Origin of the sequence: Burkholderia sp. ABCPW 111, from assembly GCF_000773065.1 — a bacterium.
Taxonomy (GTDB): Bacteria; Pseudomonadota; Gammaproteobacteria; order Burkholderiales; family Burkholderiaceae; genus Burkholderia; species Burkholderia savannae.
The window spans coordinates 1-24,593 of the sequence record NZ_JPWT01000093.1 but is presented as its reverse complement, the minus strand read 5'-3'; the positions used below and the strand labels follow the sequence as shown (position 1 = coordinate 24,593).

The window sequence follows — 24,593 nt, the reverse complement described above, 5'->3', positions numbered from 1 at the left end:
TCGTTCGCGGCTGGCGATCGAGCTCCGGCGCCGGCGGCTGCGCGCGGGCGGCTGCGCGCGGGCGGCGGGGTGCGGCCGCGCCGTCCGCCGCCGCCCTCTTCACGCCCGATCTCGCATCGCATGCCGCGCGCGGCTGACTGCCTTCGTCCGCTCGACGCCCTCGCGGTTCTTCCCCGATCTTTTTGCGCATTTCCGCATCGACTCGCGAGTTTTGCGACAATGTCGGATTCGCCTCGCGCCGTCGCTTTCAAACGCCTAACGTTCTCCGCCGATGTCGTTGCCTCATATCGATCCGCTCTACTCCCTGTCCGGCCTCCTCGTCGGTTTCCTCGTCGGTCTGACGGGCGTCGGCGGCGGCTCGCTGATGACGCCGATCCTCGTCCTGCTGTTCAACGTGCATCCGGCAACCGCAGTCGGCACCGATCTGCTGTACGCGGCGATCACGAAGGCGACGGGCACCTTCGTGCACGGGCTCAAGGGCACGGTCGAATGGCGGATCACCGGGCGCCTCGCGGCGGGCAGCGTGCCCGCCGCCGCGATCACGCTGTGGTTCCTGCATTCGCACGGCATGCACTCGCAGGAAACGAGCCGGATGATCCAGCTCGTGCTCGGCGCCGCGCTGCTCCTCACGTCGCTGTCTCTGCTGTTTCGCCCGCAACTCGCCGCATTCGCCGCGCGGCGCACGCGCGCGCTGCCGCCAAGCCCGGCGCGCACGCTCGCCGCGACCGTGCTCACGGGCGCCGTGCTCGGCGTGCTCGTGTCGCTGACGTCCGTCGGCGCGGGCGCGATCGGCGTGACGGTCCTGCTGCTGCTGTACCCGGCGCTGTCGACGACGCGCATCGTCGGCTCCGACATCGCGCACGCGGTTCCGCTCACGCTCGTCGCCGGCATCGGGCACTGGATGCTCGGCTCGGTCGACTGGTCGATGCTGGTGTCGCTGCTGATCGGCTCGGTGCCGGGCATCGTCGCCGGCAGCCATCTGTCGGCGCGCGCGCCCGAAGGGCTGCTGCGCCGGCTTCTCGCGACGACGCTCGTCGCGGTCGGCGCGAAGCTCGTGCTTTCCTGACCCGCATCGCGCGCGCCAGGCGTTGGTCGGGCGCGCCGCGATCGCGCGGTGCGGTGCCGCGCCGGCCATCGCAGCCCATCGCTGCGCCTCGCCACCCTTCGCAGCCGTCGTCTCCTCGTCTCCTCGTCTCCTCGTTCCCTCGTTCCCTCGTTCCCTCGTTCCCTCGTTCCCTCGTTCCGTCGTCCCTTCGTCTCCTCGTCCCTTCGCTGTCTCCGACGCGGCTCGACGCAGCCACTCAGCCTTCGCGCAACCGCCACGCAAAAAAACCTCGCGAGCGCGATGCGCCCGCGAGGCAACGATCGCCGCGAAGCCACCGCCCCCCAGCGTTGGCCGCCCGCCGTCGCGAGACGACGGCGAGCGGCCTGGCCGAAAACGGCTAGCCCCGCGTCACTGCCCCTGCTGTTGCTTCTGCTGCTTCAACTGCAGCGCCTTCTGCTGACGCAGCAGCACGCGCTGCAGCGCCGTGCGGTCCGCCAGGACGCCGTCGTAGAACGTGGCGAGATCCGCCTTCATCGCGATCCGCGAATGATCGTTCAGATAGATCATGTGGCCCGACGGATAGTATTTCATCGTCAGGTTCGCCGACTTGAGCGACGGATCGAGCGGCATCTGCTGCAGCGTGAGCTCGGTCTGATGGAACGGCGTCACCGCATCGAAGTAGCCGTTCGCCGACAGCACCTTGAGGTCCGGGTTCAGGCTCATCGTCGCGGCAAGGTCGCCCGCCGTGTACAGCGTATTGCCGCCGCCGCGGCTCGCGCCCGTCGGATCGGTGTGGCTGAAGTCCCAGTTGTTGAACACCTGGTCGTTCAGATCGACGAACGACGACGTCGACACGTACTTCAGGTCGTTGTTGATGTAGTCGTTCCACAGCACCGTGTACGCGCCGCCGACGTTGCTGATCGACGGATCGTTGCTGCCCGAGTTCGGCAGGATGTACGGCGCGATGCCCTTGCCCGTGTAGTTCGCGCGTCCGTCGTACTGGCCGATCTGGATGCCCGGCACGAGCGTCAGGAAGAACGTGTACGGCGGGTTGTCGTCCGACGACGGCACGTTGCCGAGCGCGGCCGGATTGCCGAACGTCTGGATCAGCGAGACGGGATCGGTGCCGATGTATGCGCCCATCTGCTGCGCGGCCGCGAGGTTCAGGTTCAGGCGCACGTTGACGAAGCCCCCGTCCTGCGGATTCGGCGCCTGCGCGAGCGGCGTGAGCACGTTGTCCGCATAACTGCGCGCCTGCGCCATGTACGCGTCGAGATCGGCCGGTTTCGGGCTGACGGTCGTCTTGTTCCAGTAGAACGCGTCGGCCGCGAGCGTCGGGAAGATGCCGATCGCGCTCACCGCGTTCGAGTAGTCGAGGATCGACGATTGCAACGTGATCCCGTTCAGCTCGATGCCGTCCTCATGCAGCACCCATGACGTCACCGCGCTGCGCGCCGTGCCGTACGATTCGCCGAACAGGAACTTCGGCGAGTTCCAGCGCGCGTACTTCGTCAGGTAGCGCTGGATGAAGCGGTCGATCGAGTGCGCGTCCTGGTCGACGCCCCAGAAATCCTTGTTCTTCGCCGGCGCGATCGCGGCCGAGTAGCCGGTGCCGACCGGGTTGATGAACACGAGATCCGAGCGGTCGAGCAGGCTCTCCGGGTTGTCGCGCAGCCGGTACGGCGCGGGCGGCGTGAAGTTCGGGAACGACGACTGCAGCCGCTTCGGCCCGAACGAGCCGAGCAGCAGGTAAACCGCCGACGAACCCGGGCCGCCGTTGTAGAAGAACGTGACGGGGCGCGGCTTCTTCGGATCGGGATTGTCGAGCGTGTACGCGACGTAGAACATCTTCGCGTTCGGCTTCGACGTGATCGGATCGATCGTCACGAGGTGGCCGGCCGTCGCCGTGTAGGTGAGGGTCTGGTCGCCGAGCTTCACCTGCCGGTGCACGAGCGCCGCGCCTTCCGTCGCGTCCGTCACGGAATCGTTCGGGCCGGTGCCGTAGACGTCGTTGTCGATGTACGGCTGATCGGGCGGCAGCGCGGCGTTGGTCGTCGCGTCGGCGGCCGTCGTCGCGTTCGCGGACGTCGCCGAGTTCGCGACGTTCGCGGCCGCGAGCGACGGGCTGCCGCCGCCTCCGTCATCGCCGCCGCACGCGGCGACGAACAGCGCGGCAAGGGCGGCAGCGGCGACCGGTCGCGCCGCCCTGCCCAATCTGAGCGCGAAACCGTCTTCCAAGGACTTCTGTGTCTTCATTATTGCCCTCTCGAATAGAACGATAAATTCCGCCGATTGAAACGGATGATTTCATCGACGTTCCTCGCTTGGAATGCGACCGTTATGCGACGCGCACCCGAGCATTTTCGCCATGCGCAGCATTGGCGCACGGAATTATTTACCCGCTCGAATTTCCGGTTCGACGCACTGGAATCAACTCCAGAATAAAATCGGCAATCGAAATGCCGACCGCGCGGGACGCCCCCTGCGTTCCGAGCAGACAAGCCCGCCCCCTGCCAGCAGCCAAGCGGCCACGGGCATTGTTCTTTTACAAAAAATAATCCCCACCCGATTTTCGATTAATCATCATCCGCCAACGGAATCCGATTTTTCGAGGACCGAAAAATATTCCAGAAAGGATTAATTAATGAAACAGAAATATATTAGTCACATGTAATTTTTAAAAATATGAGCAAATATCGGCGCATATTAGAAGCGCCGGTCTGCAACGTAAAGTAAGAATTTGTTACAGGAAAAATGACGAATCGCGGCGATCCGGCCGATGCGGTTCGCCAATGAAAAACGGCCGGCCGCACGTGCGTGCGGGCCGGCCGTCGCGGGCAATCAGGTGCGTGCGACGCCGCGTCAGAGCGGCACGTCGATCGCCCCCGCGCTCACCGTGATCGCGTTCGCGCCGGGCGACTGGACGATGGGTGGCAGATTCGCCGTCGACAGCGCGGGCGCGGCCCCCGGCACGCCGCCGCGCGGCACCGTGCGAATCACCTGCGACGGCGGCAGCGGCGCGCCGTTCTTCAGGTGGTTCCACATCAGGTTGAGCGCCTGCTCGTCGTAGTAGTGAACGGGCACGAAGCGCGTGTCGAAGCCGGGCACGGGCAGGAACGCGTCGAAATGCTGGCCGTTCGTCACTTCGTAGAACGACAGCTGGCTCGCGTTGCCCTCGGTCGCGCTGTTCTGCGCGACATACGCGCGCGACGCGTGGTTGACGGGCACGAGCGCGTCGCTGCGGCCGTGCACGATGATCGCCGGCTTGTGCTGCAGGTTCGCGTTCACGCGCACCGCGTCGACGTTCGCGCCGATGCCGAGCTGGTTCGCGCTCCAGAGCTGACGCAGGCAAAACGCGCCCGCGAAGCTCGCGTCCGGCGTCGCGAGCCGGTGGTCGACGCCGCCCGACGCGCCGTTGAACACGAGATTGATGCCGTTCGTCGGCGGCACGCCGTTGCCCGCGCCGAACAGGTTCGTCATCGGCGACGTGGCGGGCGCGGCGACGGCGCCCGTCGCCGGGTTCGTCGTCGCGAAACTGAAGTTGCACAGGTTGTCGCTGACGCGCGAGCGCGTGTACGCGTTCGCGTACGTGACCGCGATCGCCGGCGTCGCCTGCGAATCCCACATCGGCGCCTGCAGCAGGTCCGAGTCAGCGAGATAGCCGGCCGCGTGAAGCTGCGCGAGCGCGTCGTTCGCCTGGCTCTGCGTATCCGCGCCCGACACGAGCCCGGCCGCGGCGAGCGTCGCGCAGCGCTGGATGCGGATCGACTGCGTGACGCCCGTCGGCAGCGCGCTGAGATAAGGCGCGCCCGTCGCGGCGGGCGCCGCGGCCGCGCACGGCTGCAGCAGGTTCGCGAGCGTCGCGTAATCGGCGAGCGGCCGGCCGAACGACGGCACGGGCACGCCGCCCTGCTCGACCGTCACGCCGGAGCTCAGGCGCACGTTGATCTGCGGCTCGCCGACGACGACCGCGGTGATCCAGCCGCGCGTATCCTGCTCGGCCGCCGCGAGCGCCGCGCCGCCGCCGTTGCTGACCGACGCGGCGATCGTCGTGATGTCGCCCGGGCGGTAGCGGATGCCGCGGCGCGTGCCTTCGACGACGGGCCCGAACTGCTGGTTCAGCGCCCAGTACGCGAACTCGACCGCCTGCAGCGTCACGCGCCCCCAGTCCTGCTCCGGGTTCTGCTGAGAATGCGCGTGCTTGTACGCGTAGCGATTCGGAAACGCGCTGTTGAACGAAGCGAGCGCGCCGCTCGACTCGCTCGCGGTGAAGAGGCTCGCGCTGCCGGCGCTCGCCGCGCTCGCGAGCGTGCCGTCGATCAGCGTGACGAGGCCCGTGCCGATCTCGTGCGCGCCGTTGCCGCCGCCCTTGTCGTTGTACGCGACCGCGCAGCCGCGCTTCAAGCCCCATTCGCCCGCCGACGCGATCGCGCCGTAGACGCCGCGCGAGCCCGACGCCGTCGCCGTCACGATGCACGGATTCGCCGGATCGAAGCTCGCCGGCACCTGCACGAGCAGCGTGACGTTCTTGCGGCCGGTGCCGTCGTCGGAGTACGCGAGATATTCGGTGCCGGCGATCTTGCCTTCGCCGAGCGTGTCGTTGCCGGCGAGATCGACGTTCGGCCCCCAGAAGCGCCCGTAGCCGCCGTTCGGCGTGACGTCGACGAGCGCGCGGTAGTTCGAGTAGATCGCGAGACGCCGCAGCTCCGCCGCCGTCGGCTGCGCCGGATTCGCGAAGCCGGGCCGCGTGTCGCCGCCCAAGCCCGTCTTGCCGAGGCCGGCCGTCAGCAGATCGTCGCTGACGCCGTCGAAGGCCGTGGTGCGCACGCTGCCCGAAACGAAGCCGGGCAGCACGTTCACCTGTGCGTTATCGTCGCCGTGGCATGCGCCGAGCAGCACGCTGCCGAAGAGCGCGAGCGCCAGCATCGACGCGCGCTTCGATCCGCCCCTGATCGTCGTCATTGTTGCCCCTAGTCAGCTTGATTGGTTCTAGCCGCCCGATCGTCGAGCGGCGCGCGCCGAGCCGGGCCGGCGCGCACGGCGGGCGGGCGGCGCAGCGACGCCGCCCGCGCATCGCCGTCACTGCGGCTGAACGGACAGCTTGTTGTTGACCGACGCGACGCCCGTCACGCCTTTCGCGGCCTCGACCGCCTTGTCGATCTGCGACGCATCCGGCACCGATCCCTCGAGCGTCACGACGCCGCCCTTCGCGCGCACCGTGATGTTCGACACGTTCACGCCGTTCACCTTCGAGATCGCCTTGCGCACCGCGTAGCCGAGCTTGCGGTTCGATTTGCGCGCGGTCTTCGCGGCCGCCTTCGACGCGTTCGTCGCGGCGGCGGGCTCGCTCGCCGCCGCGGCGGGCTCGCTCGCCTGCCCAAATGCGTTGCCGCACGCGAGCGCCGCGACGATCATGCCTGCGACAGCCTTCGATACGATCGATTTCATGCGTTCTCCTGATTCTGATGGTTTCGACGGGAACCGCGACAGCAGGCGATGCTCGGTCCGCGAGCGGACCGCGATGCGGCGTCGCGCGACGCCGCACGTCGGCTGCGCGAGATGATGCGGGACGTGCGCCGGCCGGGAATCGGGCCGGATGCGAACCGGCGCGCGGCGGATCGGAACCCGTCCGCTGCGCGCCTCGCCGCGCCGCCGCGCCGGAACGCTGCGCGACGACGGGCGCGGCCGTTGCGGCGCATGCGGCCGCATCGGCCGGCGCCCGGGCACGCGTTCGACAGATGAACACGCGCCCGGGCACCCTGCACAATGTAATCCACAGTCCGCGTGCGCGCCAAGTTCTCTTGCCGCGGCGCGACGCAGCGCGCCGCCGCAGAGCCGCCGAACTCGGGTACCATCGCCGCGAACAGACCGCCAGCCGTCAGTCTCATGAAGCCAGACCAACCTCGCCGCCGTCATCGGCCGCACCGCATCGTCGCCCGTTTCGTCGCGGTGTCGTGGCGCGATCTCGCGATGTCGATCGGACCGACCGTCGCACTGTCGATCGCCGCGATCTGGCTCGCGATCGCGCTGATCCAGCCCGCGCCGCCGACGTCGCTCGCGATCTCGGCCGGCCCGCCCGGCAGCACGAACTGGCGCGCCGCGCAGCGCTACAAGCAGATCCTCGCGAAGAACGGCGTGACGCTCGACGTGCTCGAATCCGAAGGCTCGGCCGAAAATCTCGCGCGGCTGTCGGACCCGGCGCAGAAGGTCGACGTCGGCTTCGTCCAGAGCGGCATCGAGCAGAAGGAGAAGCAGGAGAATCTCGTGTCGCTCGGCAGCGTCGGCTACGTGCCGCTCGCGATCTTCTATCGCGGGCCCGTGATCGAGCGGCTGTCGCAGTTCAAGGGCAAGCGGCTCGCGCTCGGAGCCGAGGGCGCGGGCGCGCACGAGCTCGGCCTCGCGCTGCTGAAGATGAACGGCATCGCGCCGGGCGGCTCGACCGAGCTGCTGCCGCTCGCGGGCGAGGACGCGGCGCGCGCGCTGACCGAAGGCAGGATCGACGCCGCGTTCCTGTCCGGCGACTCGACGCAGATTCCGGTGATGGCGAAGCTGTTCCGCGCGCCCGGCGTGCATTTCTATTCGTTTACGCAGGCCGAGGCGTACACGCGGCGCTTCCCGTACCTGACCGACATCACGCTGCCGATGGGCGTCTACGATCCGGGCACGAACCTGCCGCCGTCGGACATCCACACGCTGTCGCCGACCGTCGAGCTGATCGCGCGCGACACGCTGCATCCGGCGCTGTCGGACCTGCTCATCGAGGCCGCGCGCGAAGTGCACGGCCACGCGACGATCCTGCAGCGCGCGGGCGAGTTCCCGTCCTCCGTCACGCACAGCAGCTTTCCGCTGTCCGACGACGCCGCGCGCTACTACAAGTCCGGCAAGACGTTCCTGTACCGGAAGCTGCCGTTCTGGGTCGCGAGCCTCGTCGACCGGCTGCTCTTCATCGTCGTGCCGCTCATCGTCGTGCTGATTCCGGGGCTGCGGCTCGTGCCGGCGCTGTACGGCTGGCGCGTGCGCTCGCGGATCTACCGCTGGTACGGCGCGCTCATCGCGCTCGAGCGCAACGCGCTCGGCGAGCACACCGCGCAGGAGCGCATCGAGCTGCTCGACAAGCTCGACGACGTCGAGGAATCGGTCAACCGGATGAAGATGCCGCTCGCGTACGCCGGCCAGTTCTACGTGCTGCGCGAGCATATCGGCTTCGTCCGCGAGCGGCTGCTCGCGCGCGAACACGAGACGCCGTCGCCCGCCGCGCCGGACGCGCGAACGCAAACGCAGCCAAGGCCCGCCGGCAGCCCGCCTCCGTCAACCGGCGCTTGAGCCGAAATTCCGTCGCGGCGGCTGCATTTGCCCGCGCCGCCGCGTAACATTGAACAATGGGGCCGCGCGTTGCGTCCTTTTCCTCAGGAGACTCTCCATGACCGTCGGCCTCGACGCCTCCCAGCCGATATGGTTCTACGACTTCCTGTCGCCGTTCTCGTATCTGCTGCTGGAGCAGCACGGCAAGTGGCCCGGCATCGCGTTCGCGCTCACGCCGGTGGCGCTCGCCGAAATGCATCGCCGCTGGGGCCACCGCCCCGCGTCCGACGTGCCCGCGAAGCGCGTCTTCACCTATCGGCACGCGCTCTTTCGCGCGGAGCAGCTCGGCATCCCGTTCAGGATGCCGCCCGCGCATCCGTTCGATTCGACGCGCCTGCTGCTGCTCGCGATCGCGCTCGATTCGGACGTCCACGCGATCCGCGAGATCTTCCGCTTCGTCTGGCGCGAGGGGCGCGACCCGACGGCGCCCGACAATTTCGCCGAGCTGTGCGGCCGCGTCGGCATCGCGCACGACGACGACCGCATCACGTCCGACGAAACGCTCGCGCAGTTGCGCCGCAACACCGAGGACGCGATCAGCCTCGGCGTGTTCGGCGTGCCGACCTTCTGGCTGAACCGCCAGCTCTTCTGGGGCGAGGACGCGCTGCCGATGGTACTCTACTGCGCGCGCACGCCGAGCTGGCTCGAATCGGACGAAGTGAGACGAATCAGCGCGCTGCCGTCCGGATTCGCATGACGTCGCCCCGCTTGCCGCGCCGCGGCCGCGCGATGCGCCGCGCCTGCGCCTGCGCCTGATGCCGCCTTCCCCGCCGCAGATGCAACCGGATCAAGACCCCGCCGCGTCGCTCGACGTGTGGCTCGTGCGCGTGCTGCGCACGCTGCTCGTCGAGCGCAGCGTGACGCAGGCCGCGCTGCGCCTGAACCAGACCCAGCCCGCGGTGAGCGCCGCGCTGCGCAAGCTGCGCGACGCGCTCGGCGATCCGCTCCTCGTGCGCGGCAAGACGGGCATGGTGCCGACCGAGTACGGCGCGTCGCTCCTCGGCGCCGCCGAGCGCGCGCTGCACGACATCGACTTCGTCGCGACGCCGCACGGCCCGTTCGATCCGGACACCGCGCGCCGCACGTTCCGGATCGCCGCGCCGGATTACCTGAACGACTTCTTCATGCCGACGCTGATCGCGCGCTTTCGCGCGGCGGCGCCGCACGCGCGGCTCGAAATCGATTCGCTGAATCCGTCGCTCGATCACGCCGCCGCGCTCGATGCGGGCGCGCTCGATCTCGTGATCGGCAACTGGCCGAAGCCCGATCCGCGCTTCGTGCGCACCGATCTGTTCTCGGACTCCGTCGTCTGCCTGATGCGGCGCGACCATCCGCTCGCGCGCGCGCCGCTCACGCGCGACGCGTACGCGAACGCCGCGCATCTCGCGCCCGCGCCGTACATCGGCGCGCGGCACAACGCGATCGAGATCGGCCTCGCGCGTGCGGAGATCGCGCGGCGCGTCGTCGCGACGCTGCCGTACTTCGGGCTCGTGCCGCAGGTGCTGCTGCAGTCGGACCTGATCTTCACGACGACGCGCCGCTTCGCGATCCATTACGCGCAACTGCTGCCGCTCGTCGTCGCCGAGCCGCCCGTGCCGTTTCCGCGCATTCGCTGCTATCAGCTCCGGCATCCGGCGCCCGATCGGCCAACCGACGTCGATTGGCTGAGCGCGCTGATGGACGATGTGTCGGCGGCGTTGACGGTACGGGGAAAGCGGCGGTAAGGAGCCGGCGGCGAATGTGCCGCGCGAGCGTGATGCGCGACGCCGTCGGTATCGGTATCGGCATTCGCGTCGGCGTCGGCGTCGGTATCGAGCCGTCGATGGTTACTCCGCGCGTCGCTCGTTCGCCAACGAATGCATCGCAGAGCGAAACGCCGACAAGCGGCCGGGCCGGGCCAGGCCGCATCGCATCGACACGATGCACGCCCCGCGGATACGTCGCGCACGCATCCGTCGAAGGCCCTCGCCCGCGCCATCGCACCGCGCACGCACCGCCGAATCAGCGCGATGAAGAGCGCTCCGCTGAGCGCAGCGGCAACGTCTGCCAACGTCGGCGCGGTCGGCCCGCGGCGATGCGCGAAGAGGAGCCGCACCGCGAACGCCGCTCCGCGCACGGGCACGCCGAGCCAATCCCAGCGCGCACCAATCGCAGCGCGCACTCGACGCCGCCCAGCAAGCAATGAGGGGTTTGTCGCGACCTTATCGTGACCTTCTCGCATCTTGTCGCGACCTCATATACTGAATTTCGTGCCTTCCCCGCCGAACCGCGAATCGTCGATTCGCGGCCCCATGCGCCCACGCCTTCGCCTACGCCTTCGCTCACCGCCGCCGCATCAGCGCGATGAAAAACGCACTGCCGAGCGCCGCGGTGACGATCCCGATCGGCAGATCCTCCGGCGCGGCGAGCGTGCGCGCGGCGACGTCGGCCCACACGAGCAGCGCCGCGCCGCTCAGCCCCGCGACGGGCAGCAGCCGCCCGTGCTCCGCGCCGACGAGACGCCGGCACAGATGCGGCGTCACGAGCCCGACGAAGCCGATCGCGCCGCTCACGGCGACCATCGCGCCCGTCGCGAACGACGCGATCACGAACACTTCGCGGCGCATCCGCGCGACGGACACGCCGAGCGAGGCCGCCGCGACGTCGCCGGACATCAGCGCGTTCAGCTCGCGGCGACGCGCGAACAGCAGCAGCGCCGCGAGCGCCGCGCAGCACGCGGGCGCGCCGAGCAGATCCCAGCGCGCGAGCCCGACGCCGCCCAGCATCCAGAACAGCACCGACGACGCGGCGCGCGGATCGCCGAGATACAGCAGCAGGTTCGCGACCGCGGTCATCACGAACGACACCGCGATGCCCGCGAGCAGCAGGCGATCCGATTCGAGCCGGCCGCGCCGGTACGCGAGCGCGATCACGAGCGCGGTTGCGGCGAGCGCGCCCGCGAACGCCGCGAACGACAGCGTGAGCGGCCCGAACGCCGCGCCGAAGCCGAGCGTCGCCGCGACCGCGCCGAGCATCGCGCCCGAGCTCACGCCGAGCAGATGCGGATCGGCGAGCCGGTTCGCGGTCGCCGCCTGCAACGCGACGCCGACCATCGCGAGCGTCGCGCCGACGAGCGCCGCGAGCAGCGCGCGCGGCAGCCGGATCTGCCAGACGATGCTGTCTTCGGCGATCGACGCGCCGTGCGGCGCGAGCGCATCGATGCGCAGCAGATCGGCCACGTGCGCGGCGACGATCGCGACGACGCGCGCCGGCGCGATCGGTGTCGCGCCGAGCGCGACCGCGGCGACGATCGAGCTCGCGACGAGCGCCGCGAGCGCGGGCAGCACGAGCCGCGCGCGCCATCGGCGGCCGCTCGATGCGGCAGACCCATGCGATGCATCGACGATCGTCGCGTCGCTCATCGCGCCGCCCTCGCGAACGCGTCCGGATGCAGGCCGCGCGCGATCGTCTCGACGGCCGTCGCGTTCTCGACGCCGGGCGTCGCCGCATCGTACGGAATCACGATGAAGCGGCGCGCGCGTATCGCGTCCACTTGCGCGAGCGCCGGCTGGCTCAGCAGGAACCGCTTCTTCTGCTCGGCCGTCACCGCCGAATAGTCGACGATCACGATCGCCTGCGGATTGCGCGCGACGACGCTCTCCCAGCCGACCTGCGTCCAGCTGCGCGGCACGTCGTCCATCACGTTGCGTCCGCCCGCCGCCGCGATCAGCGCGTTCGGCATCGCGAGCGCGCCGGCCGTCAGCGGCTTGTCGGTGCCGCTGTCGTAGACGAACACGCGCGGCGGCGCCTTTCCGCGCGCCGCGCCCGCGAGCGCGCGGCGCACCGCGTCGATGCGCGCGCGCATCGCGCCGACGACCTGCGCCGCGCGCGCGTCGACGCCGAAGATCCGGCCGAGGTTCGTCAGATCGCGATAGACGTCGTCGAACGACGCGGGCGGCCGGCGCATCACGTCCGAGCACGACTCGCTCAGCTCATACGTTCGGATGCCGAACCGTTCGAGCGACGCGGGCGTGACCGGGCCGCCCGGATTCATCCCGTAGCCCCAGCCGGCGAAGTAGAAATCCGCGCGCGCGTCGATAAGCGCCTCGAGCGACGGATAGTGCGTCGCGAGCTCGGGCACGCCCGCGAGCGCCGCGCGCAGCCGCGCATTGCCGGTCTTCCAGCCGGCGATGCCGGTGTAGCCCGCCATCCGGCCCTTCAGGCCGAGCGCGATCATCATCTCGGTCAGGTTCGCGTCGTTGCTCACGGCGCGCGCGGGCGCGCGCTCGAACGTCACGTCGCGATCGCAGCTGCGCACCGTCACCGGAAAGGCGATCGCATCGCCCGTCGTCGCAGCGGCGGCGATCATCGCGGCCGTCGCGAACGACAGCGTGCGGGCGGCGTGCGCGCGCGCCGCGCCGGGCGAAGCAGCGCTTCGTTTCAACATCGTTCGGCATCCTCCGGATAGATCAGCGTGACCCGCGGGCGCCCCGACACCGGGTGCGCGTCGACGATCGCATCGACGCCGAACACGCCGGCAATGAGCGCGCGCGTCAGCACGTCGGCGGGCGCGCCGCTCGCGACGATGCGCCCGCCCGCCAGCACGTGCAGCCGGTCGCAATACGCGGCGGCGAGATTCAGGTCGTGGATCGTCGCGAGCGTCGTCACGCGCAGCGCGCGCACGCGCGCGAGCAATTCGAGCTGATGGCGCACGTCGAGATGGTTGGTCGGCTCGTCGAGCAGCAGCAGCGCCGGCTGCTGGACGAGCGCGCGCGCGAGCAGCGCGCGCTGCTTCTCGCCGCCCGACAGCGACGCGAAGCGCCGCTCGCGCCGCGTCCACAGATCGACGTCGCGCAGCGCGGCTTCGACGATGCGCGCGTCGTCCGCGGTGTCCGCATCGAACAGGCGCTTGTGCGGCGTGCGGCCCATCCGCGCGACTTCCTCGACCGTCAGCCCGAAATCGTCGGGCGCTTCCTGCTGCAGCACCGCGATTCGCTGCGCGCTCCAGCGCGGCGACGCGCGCCACACGTCCTGCGCGTCGAGCGTCACCGTGCCCGCCTGCGGCCGTGCGAAGCGGAACGCGCAACGCATCACGCTCGTCTTGCCGCTGCCGTTCGGGCCGATGAGGCCCGCGAGCTCGCCCGCGCGCACGGTCAGCGACAGTTCCCGCAGCACGCCGGGCGCGCCCGGCGGCGACCAGCTCAGGCATTCGATGTCGAGTGTCGCGGACATGGGCGGGCCTCGTCGAGGGTCGTCAGGATGGGCGGCGCGCTAGAAGCGCAGCGTCGCGACGAGCTCGGCCGAACGCGACGGCCCGAGCAGCCATTGCGCGCCGCCGTTCGACGTCGACGCCGCGTACGTTCGGTTCGCGAGATTGCGCGCATAGAGCGCGACGTCGACGTCGCGCGTCGCCTGCCACGCGAGCGACGCGTCGAACACCGTGTACGACGGCACCGGCACGAGGTTCGCGTCGTCGCCGTAGCGGCGGCCGACGTAGCGCACGCCCGCGTTCGCTTGCCAGCCGGGCGCGAACGCCCAGCCGATCCACAGGTTCGCGCTCTGCTGCGGGATGTCGTGCGGCACGTTGCCCGCGCGCTGCACGGCCGCATCGCCTGTGCGCTGACTGAAATCGTCGTAGCGCGCGCGCAGCCATGCCGCGTTCGCATCGATCGTCACGCCACCCGGCAGCCGCACGCCGCCCGCGAGCTCGACCCCGCGCGACGACTGGCGGCCGACCTGCTGCGCACGCGCCGGATTGAGCACATCGGTGCTGACGAGACCGCGCTTGACGATGTCGTACACGGCGAGCGTCCAGTACGCGCGGCTCTCCGCGATCTCGTGCTTGACGCCCGCTTCCCACTGGCGGCCGGTCGCGAGCGTGTAGTTCGCCTGCGACGCCGACAGCGTGACGAGCGAGCCGACGCCCTCCGCGCCCGTCGTGTATTGCGCGTACGCGGCGAGGCTCGGCGTGATCTCGTAGACGAGCCCGCTGCGCCAGCCGGTGTGCGCGAAGGTCTTGTCGAACGTGCCGCCCGCGATCAGATCGTCGCGTCGCAACGACAGATGGTCGTAGCGCAGCCCGCTCACCCACGCGAGCCGCGGCAGCACTTCGAGCCGGTTCTCGACGAACGCCGCCGCCTGGCGCGTGCGCGTGCGAAAGCGCGGCAGCGTCGGATCGGGGCTCGCGAACGCGCCGGGATCGAAGCCGTATGCATCGACCGTCGATGCGCCGCGATACGGCGAATTGTTCGCGCCGTCGAACGCGATCTGGTTGAACTCGACGCCGATCACGAGCCGGTTCGCCCGGCCGAGCACGCGCGAGTCGATGCGCGCCGTGAGCCGCTCGCCGAACTGCCGCTCGCGATGGAAGATCTCGAGATAGTCGCCGCGCGCGACGGTGCGCGACGCCGCGTCGAGCGCGTACGATTCCGCGTCGCGCCAATGGCGGCGCGTCGCGAGGTAATAGAGCTGGCCGTCGAGCGTCACGCCGTTGCCCGCGCGATACGTCGCGGCGAGCCGCGTCCACGTGTCGTGATAGGCGATCGTCGCGTCGCCGACGTTGTAGTTGCGCTCGCGCAGCGCGCGATCGAGTACGCCGTTCGTCACCGGCGCGCCGAAATAGGTCGCGGGCTTCTGGCGGCCGTAATCGAAATCGAGCGCGATCGACAGACGCGGGTCGACGTCGAGCTTCAGCGCGCCGCCGACGGCCGTCGTGTGCGCGTCGCCGCGATCGACGAAACCGCGCGTGCGCTCGTCGCTCAGGTGGAAACGATAGGCAAGATGCGAACCGAGCGCGCCCGTCGTGTCGAACGCGACGCGCTTGCCGCCTTGCGTGCCGATGCCCGCCTGCAGCGTCGTCGAACGCTCGCGGCTCGGGCGCTTCGTCACGACGTCGACGACGCCGCCGATCGCCCCTTCGCCGTACAGCACGGACGCGGGCCCGCGCAGCACCTCGATCCGCTCGGCGGACCACGTCGAGAACGGGAACGTGGCCGTGCCCGCGGCCGGATAGAGGCGCACGCCGTCGACGAGCGTCGTCACCGATTCCTGCCCCGCGAAGCCGCGCACGCTGAGCGCGGTGCCGCCGTTGCCGGGCGCCGCGGCCGTGCTGAAGCCCGCCGCGCGCGTGACGGCGTCGACGATCGTGCGATCGCCGCGCGCGGCGATCTGCTCGGACGTGATCGCCTCGACGCTCGCGGGCGTGTCGAGGCTCGCGAGCTTCAGACGCGAGCCTGCCGAAAGCGGCGTGGACAGCGCCGGCGGCGCGTGCGGCGCGCCGCTCGTCACGTGCACGGTCGGCAGTTCGCGATGGCTTTCGCGCGCGGGCTCGGCCGGGTCCGCGTCGGCGGCGAGCGCGCCGGACGCCGTCATCGCGCACGCGAGCGCCGTCACGCAGCGCTCGATAGTCGTGCTGCGCCGTGACGGATCGGCGCAGGCCGCCTGGTCACAATGCACGGCGTGGGCGGCGTGGGCGGTGCGCGCGCCGGCCGCTGCGGGCGTCCGGCGCAACGCGCGGCAACGCGACGGCGCGTGTGGAATCCGGCTCATCGGCGAACCGCCTCGGCCGTCATCGATGCCGGGGCGCGCATCGTGCGCCCCGCTGTCGTCCCCGCTGTCGCCCCCGTTTCGCGGTCCCGGATGCGCCCCGCCTGTTTCGCTACGTTCACTGCTCGTCGACTCCCGCAACCTTGATCGGCATCGCGCGGGCGACTCGACGCCGTCGATCGGCGGCAGGGACGACGGCCCCGCCGCATCGGCGTCGCGCACGCGCGCTTGTGTGCAGGCGACGCGCGCGTCGCGCGATCGCGATTGCTTGCGGTTCGCCTACACGGCGGGGACGATGATATAACATATCATCCTACTTTTGCACGGGGATCGAGGTCGAGGAATCGAGGAATCGAGGAATCGAGGAATCGGGAGAACCGGGAGAACCGTCGGAATCGGCGCGGACGATACATTCGACCGCGATCGGCACATCACGAGCCCGCCCGACGTCCGCGCGAGCGATCCGGACCGACACATGCCGATCACGGAACAAAGCGTTCGACGACATGCCGCCTGCATGCTGCAGGCGCGCGTGCCGGCCCGCACGCGCTCACTTCGCGCAGAAGGTTTCCTGCAAATGCGTCCAGCGCACCGCGCCCGTCTGCGAATCGCGCTCGAACACGACGGTCGAGCGGCGCGTCGGCAACTCGCCCGTCGCGTCCGTCTGATACTCGCAGTAGCTGACGACGCCGTGCGTCGACTCCGCCGCGAGCGCGCGCATCTCCGAAAACGTGATCTTCAAGCCGGGCTTGCGGCCGGCGAGCCGCGCGAACAGCGCGCGCATGGCCGCGTGATCGTAGACGTTACCGTCGGTGCCGATCATCGTGAAGTGCGGCGCGAAGCGCGCCATCAGCGCGTCGAGCGCCTCGGGCCCGGATACGTCGCCCGACAGCCAGCCGCCGATCGCGTCGCAGCCGGCGACGACTTCATCGAAATACGGTTGATGCGCTTGCATGGGCTTCTCTCGTCAAGGCGCGCGACACATGGCGCGCGAATCCGCGAGTCTACGCGATGCGCGCGGCGCGCGCATTCGATGCGATCCACGCGTCGGCTATTTTCAATGGCAACGAACGCTGGTTTCCCGCGTGTGCTGCTCGGCACGCGCATGTCGCGTGCCAATGTGCGGACTTTTCCGCAAACATGCCGTTCGCGCTCGAAGGCGCAACGCGCCGATGCGCTTGGGTGCGATCGCGCGCACGACCGAACGCCGACAGTCGACTCGAGCGCCCGCGACATTCCACCCCCGATCAGCACGCCGGGCGGCCGACGCGTGTCTGCGCCGCTGCACGAAATTCGACATCGCAAACGGTGGCGCTCCACGTCGACGCGCCAAAACCGGATCGAGAGATATCGAGCGCGCCGCGAATCGACGCGCCGCGCTCGATCGCAGGCACTCCATCTGCGTCCGTTGGGGCCAGCGCATGCCCACGCCGCTGCAAGACGCGCGACGTCGCAACGGGCACGGCTCCACGCCGATGCGTCAAAGCGGGAACGAGAGATATCGAGCGCGCCGCCGCAAGACCCGCGCCATCGCGGCCCGCGACGCAGCGGCTCAGCGCGCCGGAACCGGATCGAGGCCCGTCTTGCGCACGTCGTCGGCCGACGCGGGCGACGCCAGGTAATCGAGCAACGCGCGCGCCTCGCGCGGATGGTTCGCGCCGACCGGAATCCCGCCCGCGAACCGCGTGACCGATTGCAGCGCCTCCGGAATCTTGCCGACAAACGTCACGCCCTGCACCGGCAGCAGTTCGCTCACCTGCTGGAAGCCGAGCGCGTAGGTGCCGTCGGCCACCTTCGACGCAACCGGAATGCGCGGCACCATCGTCGCCTTCGGCCTGACCTCGGCCTCGACGCCGAGCCGCTTGAACAGCTCGTTCCCGATGTAGACGCCGCTCGCGCTGTCCGAATACGCGACCGACTTCGCCTGCAGCAGCGCGGCCTTCAGCGCGTCGGGCGAGCCGATGTCCGGCACCGGCTCGCCCGCGCGCACGACCGCGCCGATCCGCGAATCGGCGAGCTCGACGCGCGAGGCCGGATCGACCTTGCCTTCGCGAATCAGCGTGTCGAGCGCGTAGCCGACCATGATCACGACGTCGGCCGGTTCGCCGCGCGCGAGCCGGTTCGGGATCGCTTCGGGCGTCGCGCCCATCGACGGGCCATAGGCGATGTCGAGCGTGTTGCCCGTCGACGCCTCGAACTTCGGCGCGAGCAATTTGTACGCGGCGGTGAAGCCGCCGGAATTCATCACGTGCAGCTCGGCTGCATGCGCTTGCGCGAGCGCGGCGGCGGCCGCAGCCAGCAGCGCGACGCCGATCTGCTTCGTCAGGGCGTGTCTCATCGTTGTCTTCGTGTTCGGGCGATCGTCGGATGGGAAGCGACGGTCATCTTCGCGGAAACCGGTTTCGCTGAATAGCGCTGGTTTGTACGGATCGGCCGGCGACGGCGCGCCGTTGCCGCTCGCATTCGCGCAACACACGCGAAAGGGGCGGCTTCGGCGCGATTCGGTCTGATGCGATTCGATGCAATGCAGTGAAATGCGATGCGACGCAATGCGATGCGGCGATCGTCACACCGCGCGCCTCGTGCGCGCCGACGCGCGATGCCCGCTCACGCCGCCGCGCAATCGCCGCGCGTCACGCTCCCGCCCGCGCCGCGCGCACCGCCTGCGCCGCGCGCAGGATCGACTCGCCCGTCGCGGGCGCGGCGAGCGGCGGATTGATCGCGTACTCGCCGAGCGCCGCAATCGCGTCGCGGATCGCGAAAAACACCGAGAACGGCAGCAAGAGCGGCGGCTCGCCTACCGCCTTCGACCGGTGGATGCTGTCCTCCGCGTTGCGGTTGTCGAACAGCCTCACACGGAAATCCGGCGGACAATCGTTGACGGTCGGAATCTTGTATGTCGACGGCGCGTGCGTCTTCAGCTCGCCGCCGTCGCTCCACCACAGCTCCTCGGTCGTGAGCCACCCCATTCCCTGGATGAACGCGCCTTCGACCTGCCCGATATCGAGCGCCGGATTCAGCGACGCGCCGACGTCGTGCAGCACATCCGCGCGCAGCACGCGCATCTCGCCCGTCAGCGTGTCGACGACGACTTCCGACACCGCCGCGCCGTACGCGTAGTAGAAGAACGGCCGCCCGCGCAGCGCCGCCTGATCCCAGTGCAGCTTCGGCGTCGCGTAGAAGCCGTCCGACCAGAGCTGCACGCGCGCGCGATACGCCTGCGCGACGACTTCCTCGAACGGCACGGCCGCATCGCCCACCCGCACTTCGTCGTGCACGAAGCGCACGTCGGCCGCGCTCGCCGCGCCGGCGCCGAAGCGCTCGGCCGCGAACGCGGCGAGCCGCTCGCGCAATTGGCGCGCCGCGTCCTGCGCGGCCTTACCGTTCAGATCGGAGCCCGTCGACGCGGCCGTCGCCGAGGTGTTCGCGACCTTGCTCGTGTCGGTCGCCGTCGCGCGAATCCGCGCGAAGCCGACGCCGAGCTCGTGCGCGACGACCTGCGCGACCTTCGTGTTGAGCCCCTGGCCCATCTCGGTGCCGCCGTGGTTCACGAGAATCGAGCCGTCGGTGTAGATGTGGACGAGCGCGCCCGCCTGGTTGAAATGCGTGACGTTGAACGCGATGCCGAACTTCACCGGCGTGAGCGCGATGCCCTTCTTCAGCACCGGGCTCGCCGCGTTGAACGCGCGCGTCGCCGCGCGGCGCTCGCGGTACGCGCTCGTCGCCTCGAGCTCGGCGATCAGCTCGGGGAGCACGTTGTCCTCGATCGTCTGCCCGTAAGGCGTCACGTTGCGCTCGGTCTTGCCGTACAGGTTCGCGCGGCGCACGTCGAGCGGATCGCGGCCGAGCGCGCGCGCGACGCTGTCGACGACGTACTCGATCGCGAACGCGCCCTGCGGGCCGCCGAAGCCGCGAAACGCGGTGTTCGACTGCGTGTTCGTCTTCCCGCAGCGGCCGACGATCGACACGTCGGGCAGCCAGTACGCGTTGTCGAAGTGGCACACCGCGCGCGTCATCACGGGCCCCGACAGGTCGGCGGAGAAGCCGCAGCGCGACGTCATGTCGACCGCGACGCCTTCGATCACGCCCGCATCGTCGTAGCCGACGTCGTAGCGGTAATGAAAGTCGTGGCGCTTGCCGGTGATCATCATGTCGTCGTCGCGATCGGGGCGCAGCTTCACCGGGCACTGCAGCTTCCACGCGGCGAGCGCCGCGCAGCACGCGAACAGGCCCGATTGCGATTCCTTGCCGCCGAAGCCGCCGCCCATCCGCCGGCATTCGACGAGCACGTCGTGCGACGCGAGCCCGAGCGCGCGCGCGACGAGATGCTGCATCTCGCTCGGATGCTGCGTCGAGCTGTAGACCTGCATCGCGCCGTCCTCCTTCGGCACCGCGTACGCGATCTGCCCTTCGAGATAGAACTGCTCCTGGCCGCCGAGCGTCATCTCGCCCGACTCGCGATGCGCGGCGCGCGCGATCCGCGCGGCCGCGTCGCCGCGCGCGAGCTTCATCGGCGGCAGCACGTACGAGCCGGCCGCGCGCGCGGCCTGCGCGGTCAGGATCGCCGGCAGCTCGTCGTATTCGATCTGCGCGAGACGCGCGGCGCGACGCGCCGCATCGTGCGACGTCGCGGCGACGACGAACATCGGCTGCCCGACGTACTGGACGACGCCGTCGGCAAGCACCGGATCGTCGTGGACGATCGGGCCGCAATCGTTCGCGCCAGGAATATCGGCTGCGGTCAGCACCGCGACGACGCCCGCCGCCGCGCGCACCGCGTCGAGCCGCATCGACACGATCCGCGCGTGCGGCTTCGCGGACAGGCCGAGCGCCGCGTGCAGCGTGCCCGCGACGAGCGGGATGTCGTCGGTGTAAGTCGCGCGCCCGCTCACGTGCAGATGCGCGGACTCGTGCGGGCGCGACACGTGGACCTGCTTGAACGCGTCGCGCTCGGCGTCGGCGGCGACGCTCAGGAAGGGTTCGGCTTGCTGGTTCATGATGCGATGGCTCCGCTTGGCGTCGATCGGTCAGGAGGCGGCCGGCTCGGCGGCGACTTCGCGCACGTTCACGGCCGATGCGGGCAGCGGATCGTGCGGGCGGGTCTCCAGCCAGAAGCGGTACAGCAGGTTCTTCGCGGTCTCGAGCCGATACGCGCTCGTCGCGCGCATGTCGGTGAGCGGCGCATAGTCGCTCTCGAGCGCGCGCATCGCGGCGAGCGCGGCGGCCTCGTCCCAGACGGCGTTCTCGAGCGCGCGCTCCGCGTGCGGCGCGCGCTTCGGCGTCGCGGCCATCCCGCCGAACGCGACGCGCGGCGCGCGAATCGCGTCGCCGTCGGCGATGAACGCGAACGCCGCGCAAACGGCCGAGATGTCGGAATCGAAGCGCTTCGACACCTTATACGTGCGAAAGCGCAGGTTCGCGCGCGCGCCGGTGCGCTTCGGCACCTTCAGCGCGGCGACGAACTCGTGCCCGGCCATGTCCGTCTTCTGGTAGCCGAGATACAGATCCTCGAGCGGCAGCTCGCGCACGGCCTCGCCGCCGCGCAGCACGACGCGCGCGCCGAGCGCGATGAGGCCGGGCATCGAATCGCCGATCGGCGAGCCGTTCGCGACGTTGCCGCCCATCGTGCCCGCGTTGCGGATCGGCAGCGACGCGAAGCGCTTCCACATCTCCGTCAGTTCCGGGTAGTGCGCGGCGAGCGCCGCGTACGCGGCCTCCACCGTCGCGCCCGCGCCGATCTCGATCCACTCGTCGCGCTCGACGATCCGGCGCAGCTCGCCCACCTGGCCGACGTAGATCACGTCGCCCAGCTCGCGCAACTGCTTGGTCACCCACAGGCCGACGTCGGTGCTGCCCGCTAGCACGCGCGCGGCCGGTTTGTCGGCCTTCAGCCGCGCGAGCGCGTCGAGCGTGCGCGGCGCGTCGAACGACTGGCCCGCGTGCTCGTAGTGGAACGTGTCGTCGCGGCGCAGCGACGCGAGCGTGCGCGCGAGCGCGGCGACGTCGACGCTCGCCTTCGGCGGCGGTGCGTCGAACATCCGCACGGCCGCGTCGATGATCGGCCGGTAGCCGGTGCAACGGCACAGATTGCCCGTCAGCGCGTCGGCGATCTCGGCGCGCGACGGCGTCGTCCGGCCCGTGCGCGACGCTTCGTGCCCGTGCGTCTCGTACAGCGCCCACATCGACATCGCGAAGCCCGGCGTGCAGAAGCCGCACTGCGAGCCGTGGCATTCGACGAGCGCGTCCTGCACCGGATGCAGCGTGCCGTCCGGCTGGCGCAGATCCTCGACCGTGAAGAGCGCGCGGCCGTCGAGCGTCGGCAGGAACTGGATGCACGCGTTGACCGCCTTGAAATCGACGCCGCCCGCGTCGTTCAGTTCGCCGACGACGACCGTGCACGCGCCGCAGTCGCCTTCCGCGCAGCCTTCCTTCGTGCCGGTGCAACGCGCGTCCTCGCGCAGATACTGAAGCACCGTGCGGGTGACGTTCGCGCCGCCGATTTCGCGGATCGCCTGACGATGGTAGAAACGGATCGGCTCACTCATGTTGCGTCGTTCTCGAAAATGGGGACACGCCCGGACGGCGGCGGCGCGCGCCGTGCTCAAGCGGCGCGCGCACCGCCGCCGTCGGCGTCTTCGTCATATTTCGCACGCTATCACCGTCAAATTCCGGAACCCATAGCCGAGCGCGCATGCGGCTTATATCGCTGCGACGATATGCCGCTTTGCACACCGTTTAACTAAGCGGTACATGCAAGAAAACCGGTTCCATGTAAAAATTCGGCTTTCGCATCAAATGGATGCGCGTCTTCGTTCCGTCCCCCAATGTCCGCCGATTCCGCCCCCTCCCCGCGCAGCGCGTTCGCGACGACGCTGCAGATCGTTTCCGTCGTTTCGTTTACGTTCGTCTGCTACCTGACGATCGGCCTGCCGCTCGCGGTGCTGCCCGGCTTCGTCCATGACGAGCTCGGCTTTTCCGCGATCATCGCGGGCGCGGCGATCAGCGTGCAGTACTTCGCGACGCTCGCGTCGCGGCCGCTCGCCGGACGCTTCGCGGACACGCTCGGCCCGAAGCGCACCGTGCTGCGCGGGCTCGCCGCATGCGGCGCGAGCGGCGCGCTGCTGCTGTCCGCCTTCGCATTCGTGCGCTGGCCGGCCGCGAGCATCGCGCTGCTCGTCGCGAGCCGGCTCGTGCTCGGCGTCGGGGAAAGCCTCGTCGGCACGGGCGCGATCCTGTGGGGAATCGGCCGCGTCGGCACCGCGAACAACGCGCGGGTGATCTCGTGGAACGGCATCGCGACGTACGGCGCGCTCGCGATCGGCGCGCCCGTCGGTGTCGCGATCTCGCATGCGCTGATTCCCGCCGTGCTCGGCGTGCTCGTGATCGCGCTCGCGGCGCTCGGCTATTACCTCGCCCGGCTGATCGCGCCCGTGCCGCTCGTGCACGGCGAGCGGATGTCGTACGCGAGCGTGTTCACCCGCGTGCTGCCGCACGGCCTCGGCCTCGCGCTCGGCTCGGCCGGCTTCGGCTCGATCGCGACGTTCATCACGCTCTACTACGCGGAGCGCCACTGGCCGAACGCGGCGCTGTCGCTGACCGTGTTCGGCACGCTCTTCATCGGCGCGCGCCTGCTGTTCGCGAACACGATCAAGACGCACGGCGGGTTCCGCGTCGCGATCGTGTCGTTCGCGTTCGAATCGGCGGGCCTGCTGATGTTGTGGCTCGCGCCCGTGCCGCACGTCGCGCTCGTCGGCGCGGCGCTGACGGGCTTCGGCTTCGCGCTGATCTTCCCGGCGCTCGGCGTCGAGGCGGTCGCGCTCGTGCCGCCCGCGAGCCGCGGCGCGGCGCTGTCCGCGTATTCGGTGTTCCTCGATCTGTCGCTCGGGATCACGGGGCCGCTCGCCGGCTACGTCGCGGGCGCGTTCGGCTATCCGCAGGTGTTCCTGTGCGCGGCCGTCGCGGCGGCGGCGGGCGTCGCGCTGTCGACGGTGCTGTATCAGCGGCAGGCGCGCTTGTCCGGCAGCGGCGCGGCGGCCTGAACGCCTGCCGCACGGCGCTCGACCGGACGAATGGCCGGCCGCGACTCGACCATAGAGCGAGAAAACCAAGAAGCCGCCCGCGCATCTCGGGCGGCTTTGTTTCATGCGGCCATCGCGCCTTCGCGCAAGCGAGCTTGCGGGCCGCCGGGGGGTGTTGGCCTAGCCGCTGCGTCGGCCCGTCGCGATGCGCGAGCGCGCCCGCGAGTGATGAATCGAATGGAAACGGCGGCCGGTGGCTAGCAGGCTATTGAAATTCTCTCGCGAGAACTACAGCTGACAATTTCCGCCCTCGTAAAACGCTCTACAAGCCGCTCGCGCAACTTCGGGAAGAGGTAGACGACCCGCGAAACCGTCTGCGAGCCCCCCCTTCAAAGTAGTTTTTCAACAGCCTGCCAGAGGCTCGCGATTGAGTGGCGATTAACGATCGACGGCGGCTGGTCGTCCGTGGGCGCGCTGACTGTCGGCAGGCTTGAACGACTGGCGTTTAGTTGTTGGGCGATTGGCGACAATCGCGGTTGGCGGTTGGCGGTTGGCGGTTGGCGGTTGGCGGTTGGCGGTTGGCGGTTGGCGGTTGGCGGTCGGCGGTCGGCGGTCGGCGGTCGGCGGTCGGCGGTCGGCGGTCG

Annotated in this window: 17 protein-coding genes; 6 read left to right on the top strand and 11 right to left on the bottom strand. The window is 69.9% G+C overall.

All coding sequences use genetic code 11. The features are described 5' to 3' along the window. Window positions 1–271: 271 nt before the first annotated feature. Entirely contained in the window at window positions 272–1,066 is a 795-nt protein-coding gene (locus X946_RS21730) for a sulfite exporter TauE/SafE family protein (protein WP_038751855.1), read from the top strand. A gap of 387 nt (window positions 1,067–1,453) precedes the next feature. Here X946_RS21730 and X946_RS21725 read toward each other — a convergent pair whose 3' ends face one another. The 3 genes from X946_RS21725 to X946_RS21715 all read right to left on the bottom strand — a co-directional run bounded on the left by X946_RS21725 (window position 1,454) and on the right by X946_RS21715 (window position 6,493). Then, a complete protein-coding gene (locus X946_RS21725) occupies window positions 1,454–3,301 on the bottom strand; it encodes a S10 family peptidase (RefSeq protein ID WP_038751853.1) in 1,848 nt (615 codons plus the stop codon). Window positions 3,302–3,907: 606 nt separating this feature from the next. Next, window positions 3,908–6,007, bottom strand: coding sequence for a D-(-)-3-hydroxybutyrate oligomer hydrolase (locus X946_RS21720; protein WP_038751850.1), 2,100 nt, complete (start codon window positions 6,005–6,007; stop codon window positions 3,908–3,910). 117 nt (window positions 6,008–6,124) lie between these two features. Further along, entirely contained in the window at window positions 6,125–6,493 is a 369-nt protein-coding gene (locus X946_RS21715; RefSeq protein WP_038751848.1) for a BON domain-containing protein, read from the bottom strand. Between the two features lie 438 nt (window positions 6,494–6,931). On the opposite strand from X946_RS21715, the gene X946_RS21705 reads away from it, so the two are divergent. The 3 genes from X946_RS21705 to X946_RS21695 all read left to right on the top strand — a co-directional run bounded on the left by X946_RS21705 (window position 6,932) and on the right by X946_RS21695 (window position 10,131). Continuing rightward, a complete protein-coding gene (locus X946_RS21705; RefSeq protein WP_038751845.1) occupies window positions 6,932–8,368 on the top strand; it encodes a TAXI family TRAP transporter solute-binding subunit in 1,437 nt (478 codons plus the stop codon). Window positions 8,369–8,465: 97 nt separating this feature from the next. Further along, window positions 8,466–9,104 (top strand): 2-hydroxychromene-2-carboxylate isomerase, encoded by a 639-nt coding sequence (locus X946_RS21700; RefSeq protein WP_038751842.1) that lies wholly within the window; start codon window positions 8,466–8,468, stop codon window positions 9,102–9,104. A 79-nt stretch (window positions 9,105–9,183) separates the two neighbouring features. Then, window positions 9,184–10,131 (top strand): LysR family transcriptional regulator, encoded by a 948-nt coding sequence (locus X946_RS21695; RefSeq protein WP_038751840.1) that lies wholly within the window; start codon window positions 9,184–9,186, stop codon window positions 10,129–10,131. 597 nt (window positions 10,132–10,728) lie between these two features. Here X946_RS21695 and X946_RS21690 read toward each other — a convergent pair. From X946_RS21690 to xdhA, 8 genes are all read right to left on the bottom strand, one after another. After that, a complete protein-coding gene (locus tag X946_RS21690; protein ID WP_038751837.1) occupies window positions 10,729–11,808 on the bottom strand; it encodes a FecCD family ABC transporter permease in 1,080 nt (359 codons plus the stop codon). Further along, window positions 11,805–12,833 carry an ABC transporter substrate-binding protein gene (locus X946_RS21685; RefSeq protein WP_038751834.1) on the bottom strand — a complete coding sequence of 343 codons (1,029 nt, stop codon included), beginning with the start codon at window positions 12,831–12,833 and terminating at the stop codon, window positions 11,805–11,807. Before X946_RS21685 ends, X946_RS21690 begins: the two co-directional genes overlap by 4 nt. After that, the gene (locus X946_RS21680) at window positions 12,827–13,618 is read right to left on the bottom strand and encodes an ABC transporter ATP-binding protein (protein WP_038751832.1); all 792 of its coding nucleotides are present in this window, start codon (window positions 13,616–13,618) and stop codon (window positions 12,827–12,829) included. The genes X946_RS21685 and X946_RS21680 overlap by 7 nt, the downstream gene beginning before the upstream one ends. 39 nt (window positions 13,619–13,657) lie before the next feature. After that, window positions 13,658–15,934, bottom strand: coding sequence for a TonB-dependent receptor (locus tag X946_RS21675; RefSeq protein ID WP_038751829.1), 2,277 nt, complete (start codon window positions 15,932–15,934; stop codon window positions 13,658–13,660). Between the two features lie 547 nt (window positions 15,935–16,481). Further along, on the bottom strand, window positions 16,482–16,886 hold the full coding sequence (locus tag X946_RS21670) for a nuclear transport factor 2 family protein (protein ID WP_038751827.1): 405 nt from the start codon (window positions 16,884–16,886) through the stop codon (window positions 16,482–16,484). A gap of 597 nt (window positions 16,887–17,483) precedes the next feature. After that, window positions 17,484–18,269: a substrate-binding domain-containing protein gene (locus tag X946_RS21665; RefSeq protein WP_038751888.1), complete on the bottom strand. Its 786-nt coding sequence runs from the start codon at window positions 18,267–18,269 to the stop codon at window positions 17,484–17,486. Between the two features lie 295 nt (window positions 18,270–18,564). Next, window positions 18,565–20,928, bottom strand: a complete 2,364-nt coding sequence (gene xdhB / locus X946_RS21660) for a xanthine dehydrogenase molybdopterin binding subunit (RefSeq protein ID WP_038751824.1) — start codon at window positions 20,926–20,928, stop codon at window positions 18,565–18,567. A gap of 30 nt (window positions 20,929–20,958) precedes the next feature. Then, window positions 20,959–22,476 (bottom strand): xanthine dehydrogenase small subunit, encoded by a 1,518-nt coding sequence (gene xdhA, locus X946_RS21655; protein ID WP_038751821.1) that lies wholly within the window; start codon window positions 22,474–22,476, stop codon window positions 20,959–20,961. Between xdhA and X946_RS36730 the strand changes: the two genes are divergently transcribed. Then, a complete protein-coding gene (locus X946_RS36730; RefSeq protein ID WP_081989932.1) occupies window positions 22,450–22,674 on the top strand; it encodes a hypothetical protein in 225 nt (74 codons plus the stop codon). The genes xdhA and X946_RS36730 overlap by 27 nt on opposite strands. 81 nt (window positions 22,675–22,755) lie before the next feature. After that, complete coding sequence (locus X946_RS21650; protein ID WP_038751818.1) at window positions 22,756–23,970, top strand: MFS transporter; 1,215 nt, start codon at window positions 22,756–22,758, stop codon at window positions 23,968–23,970. Window positions 23,971–24,593 lie beyond the last annotated feature (623 nt).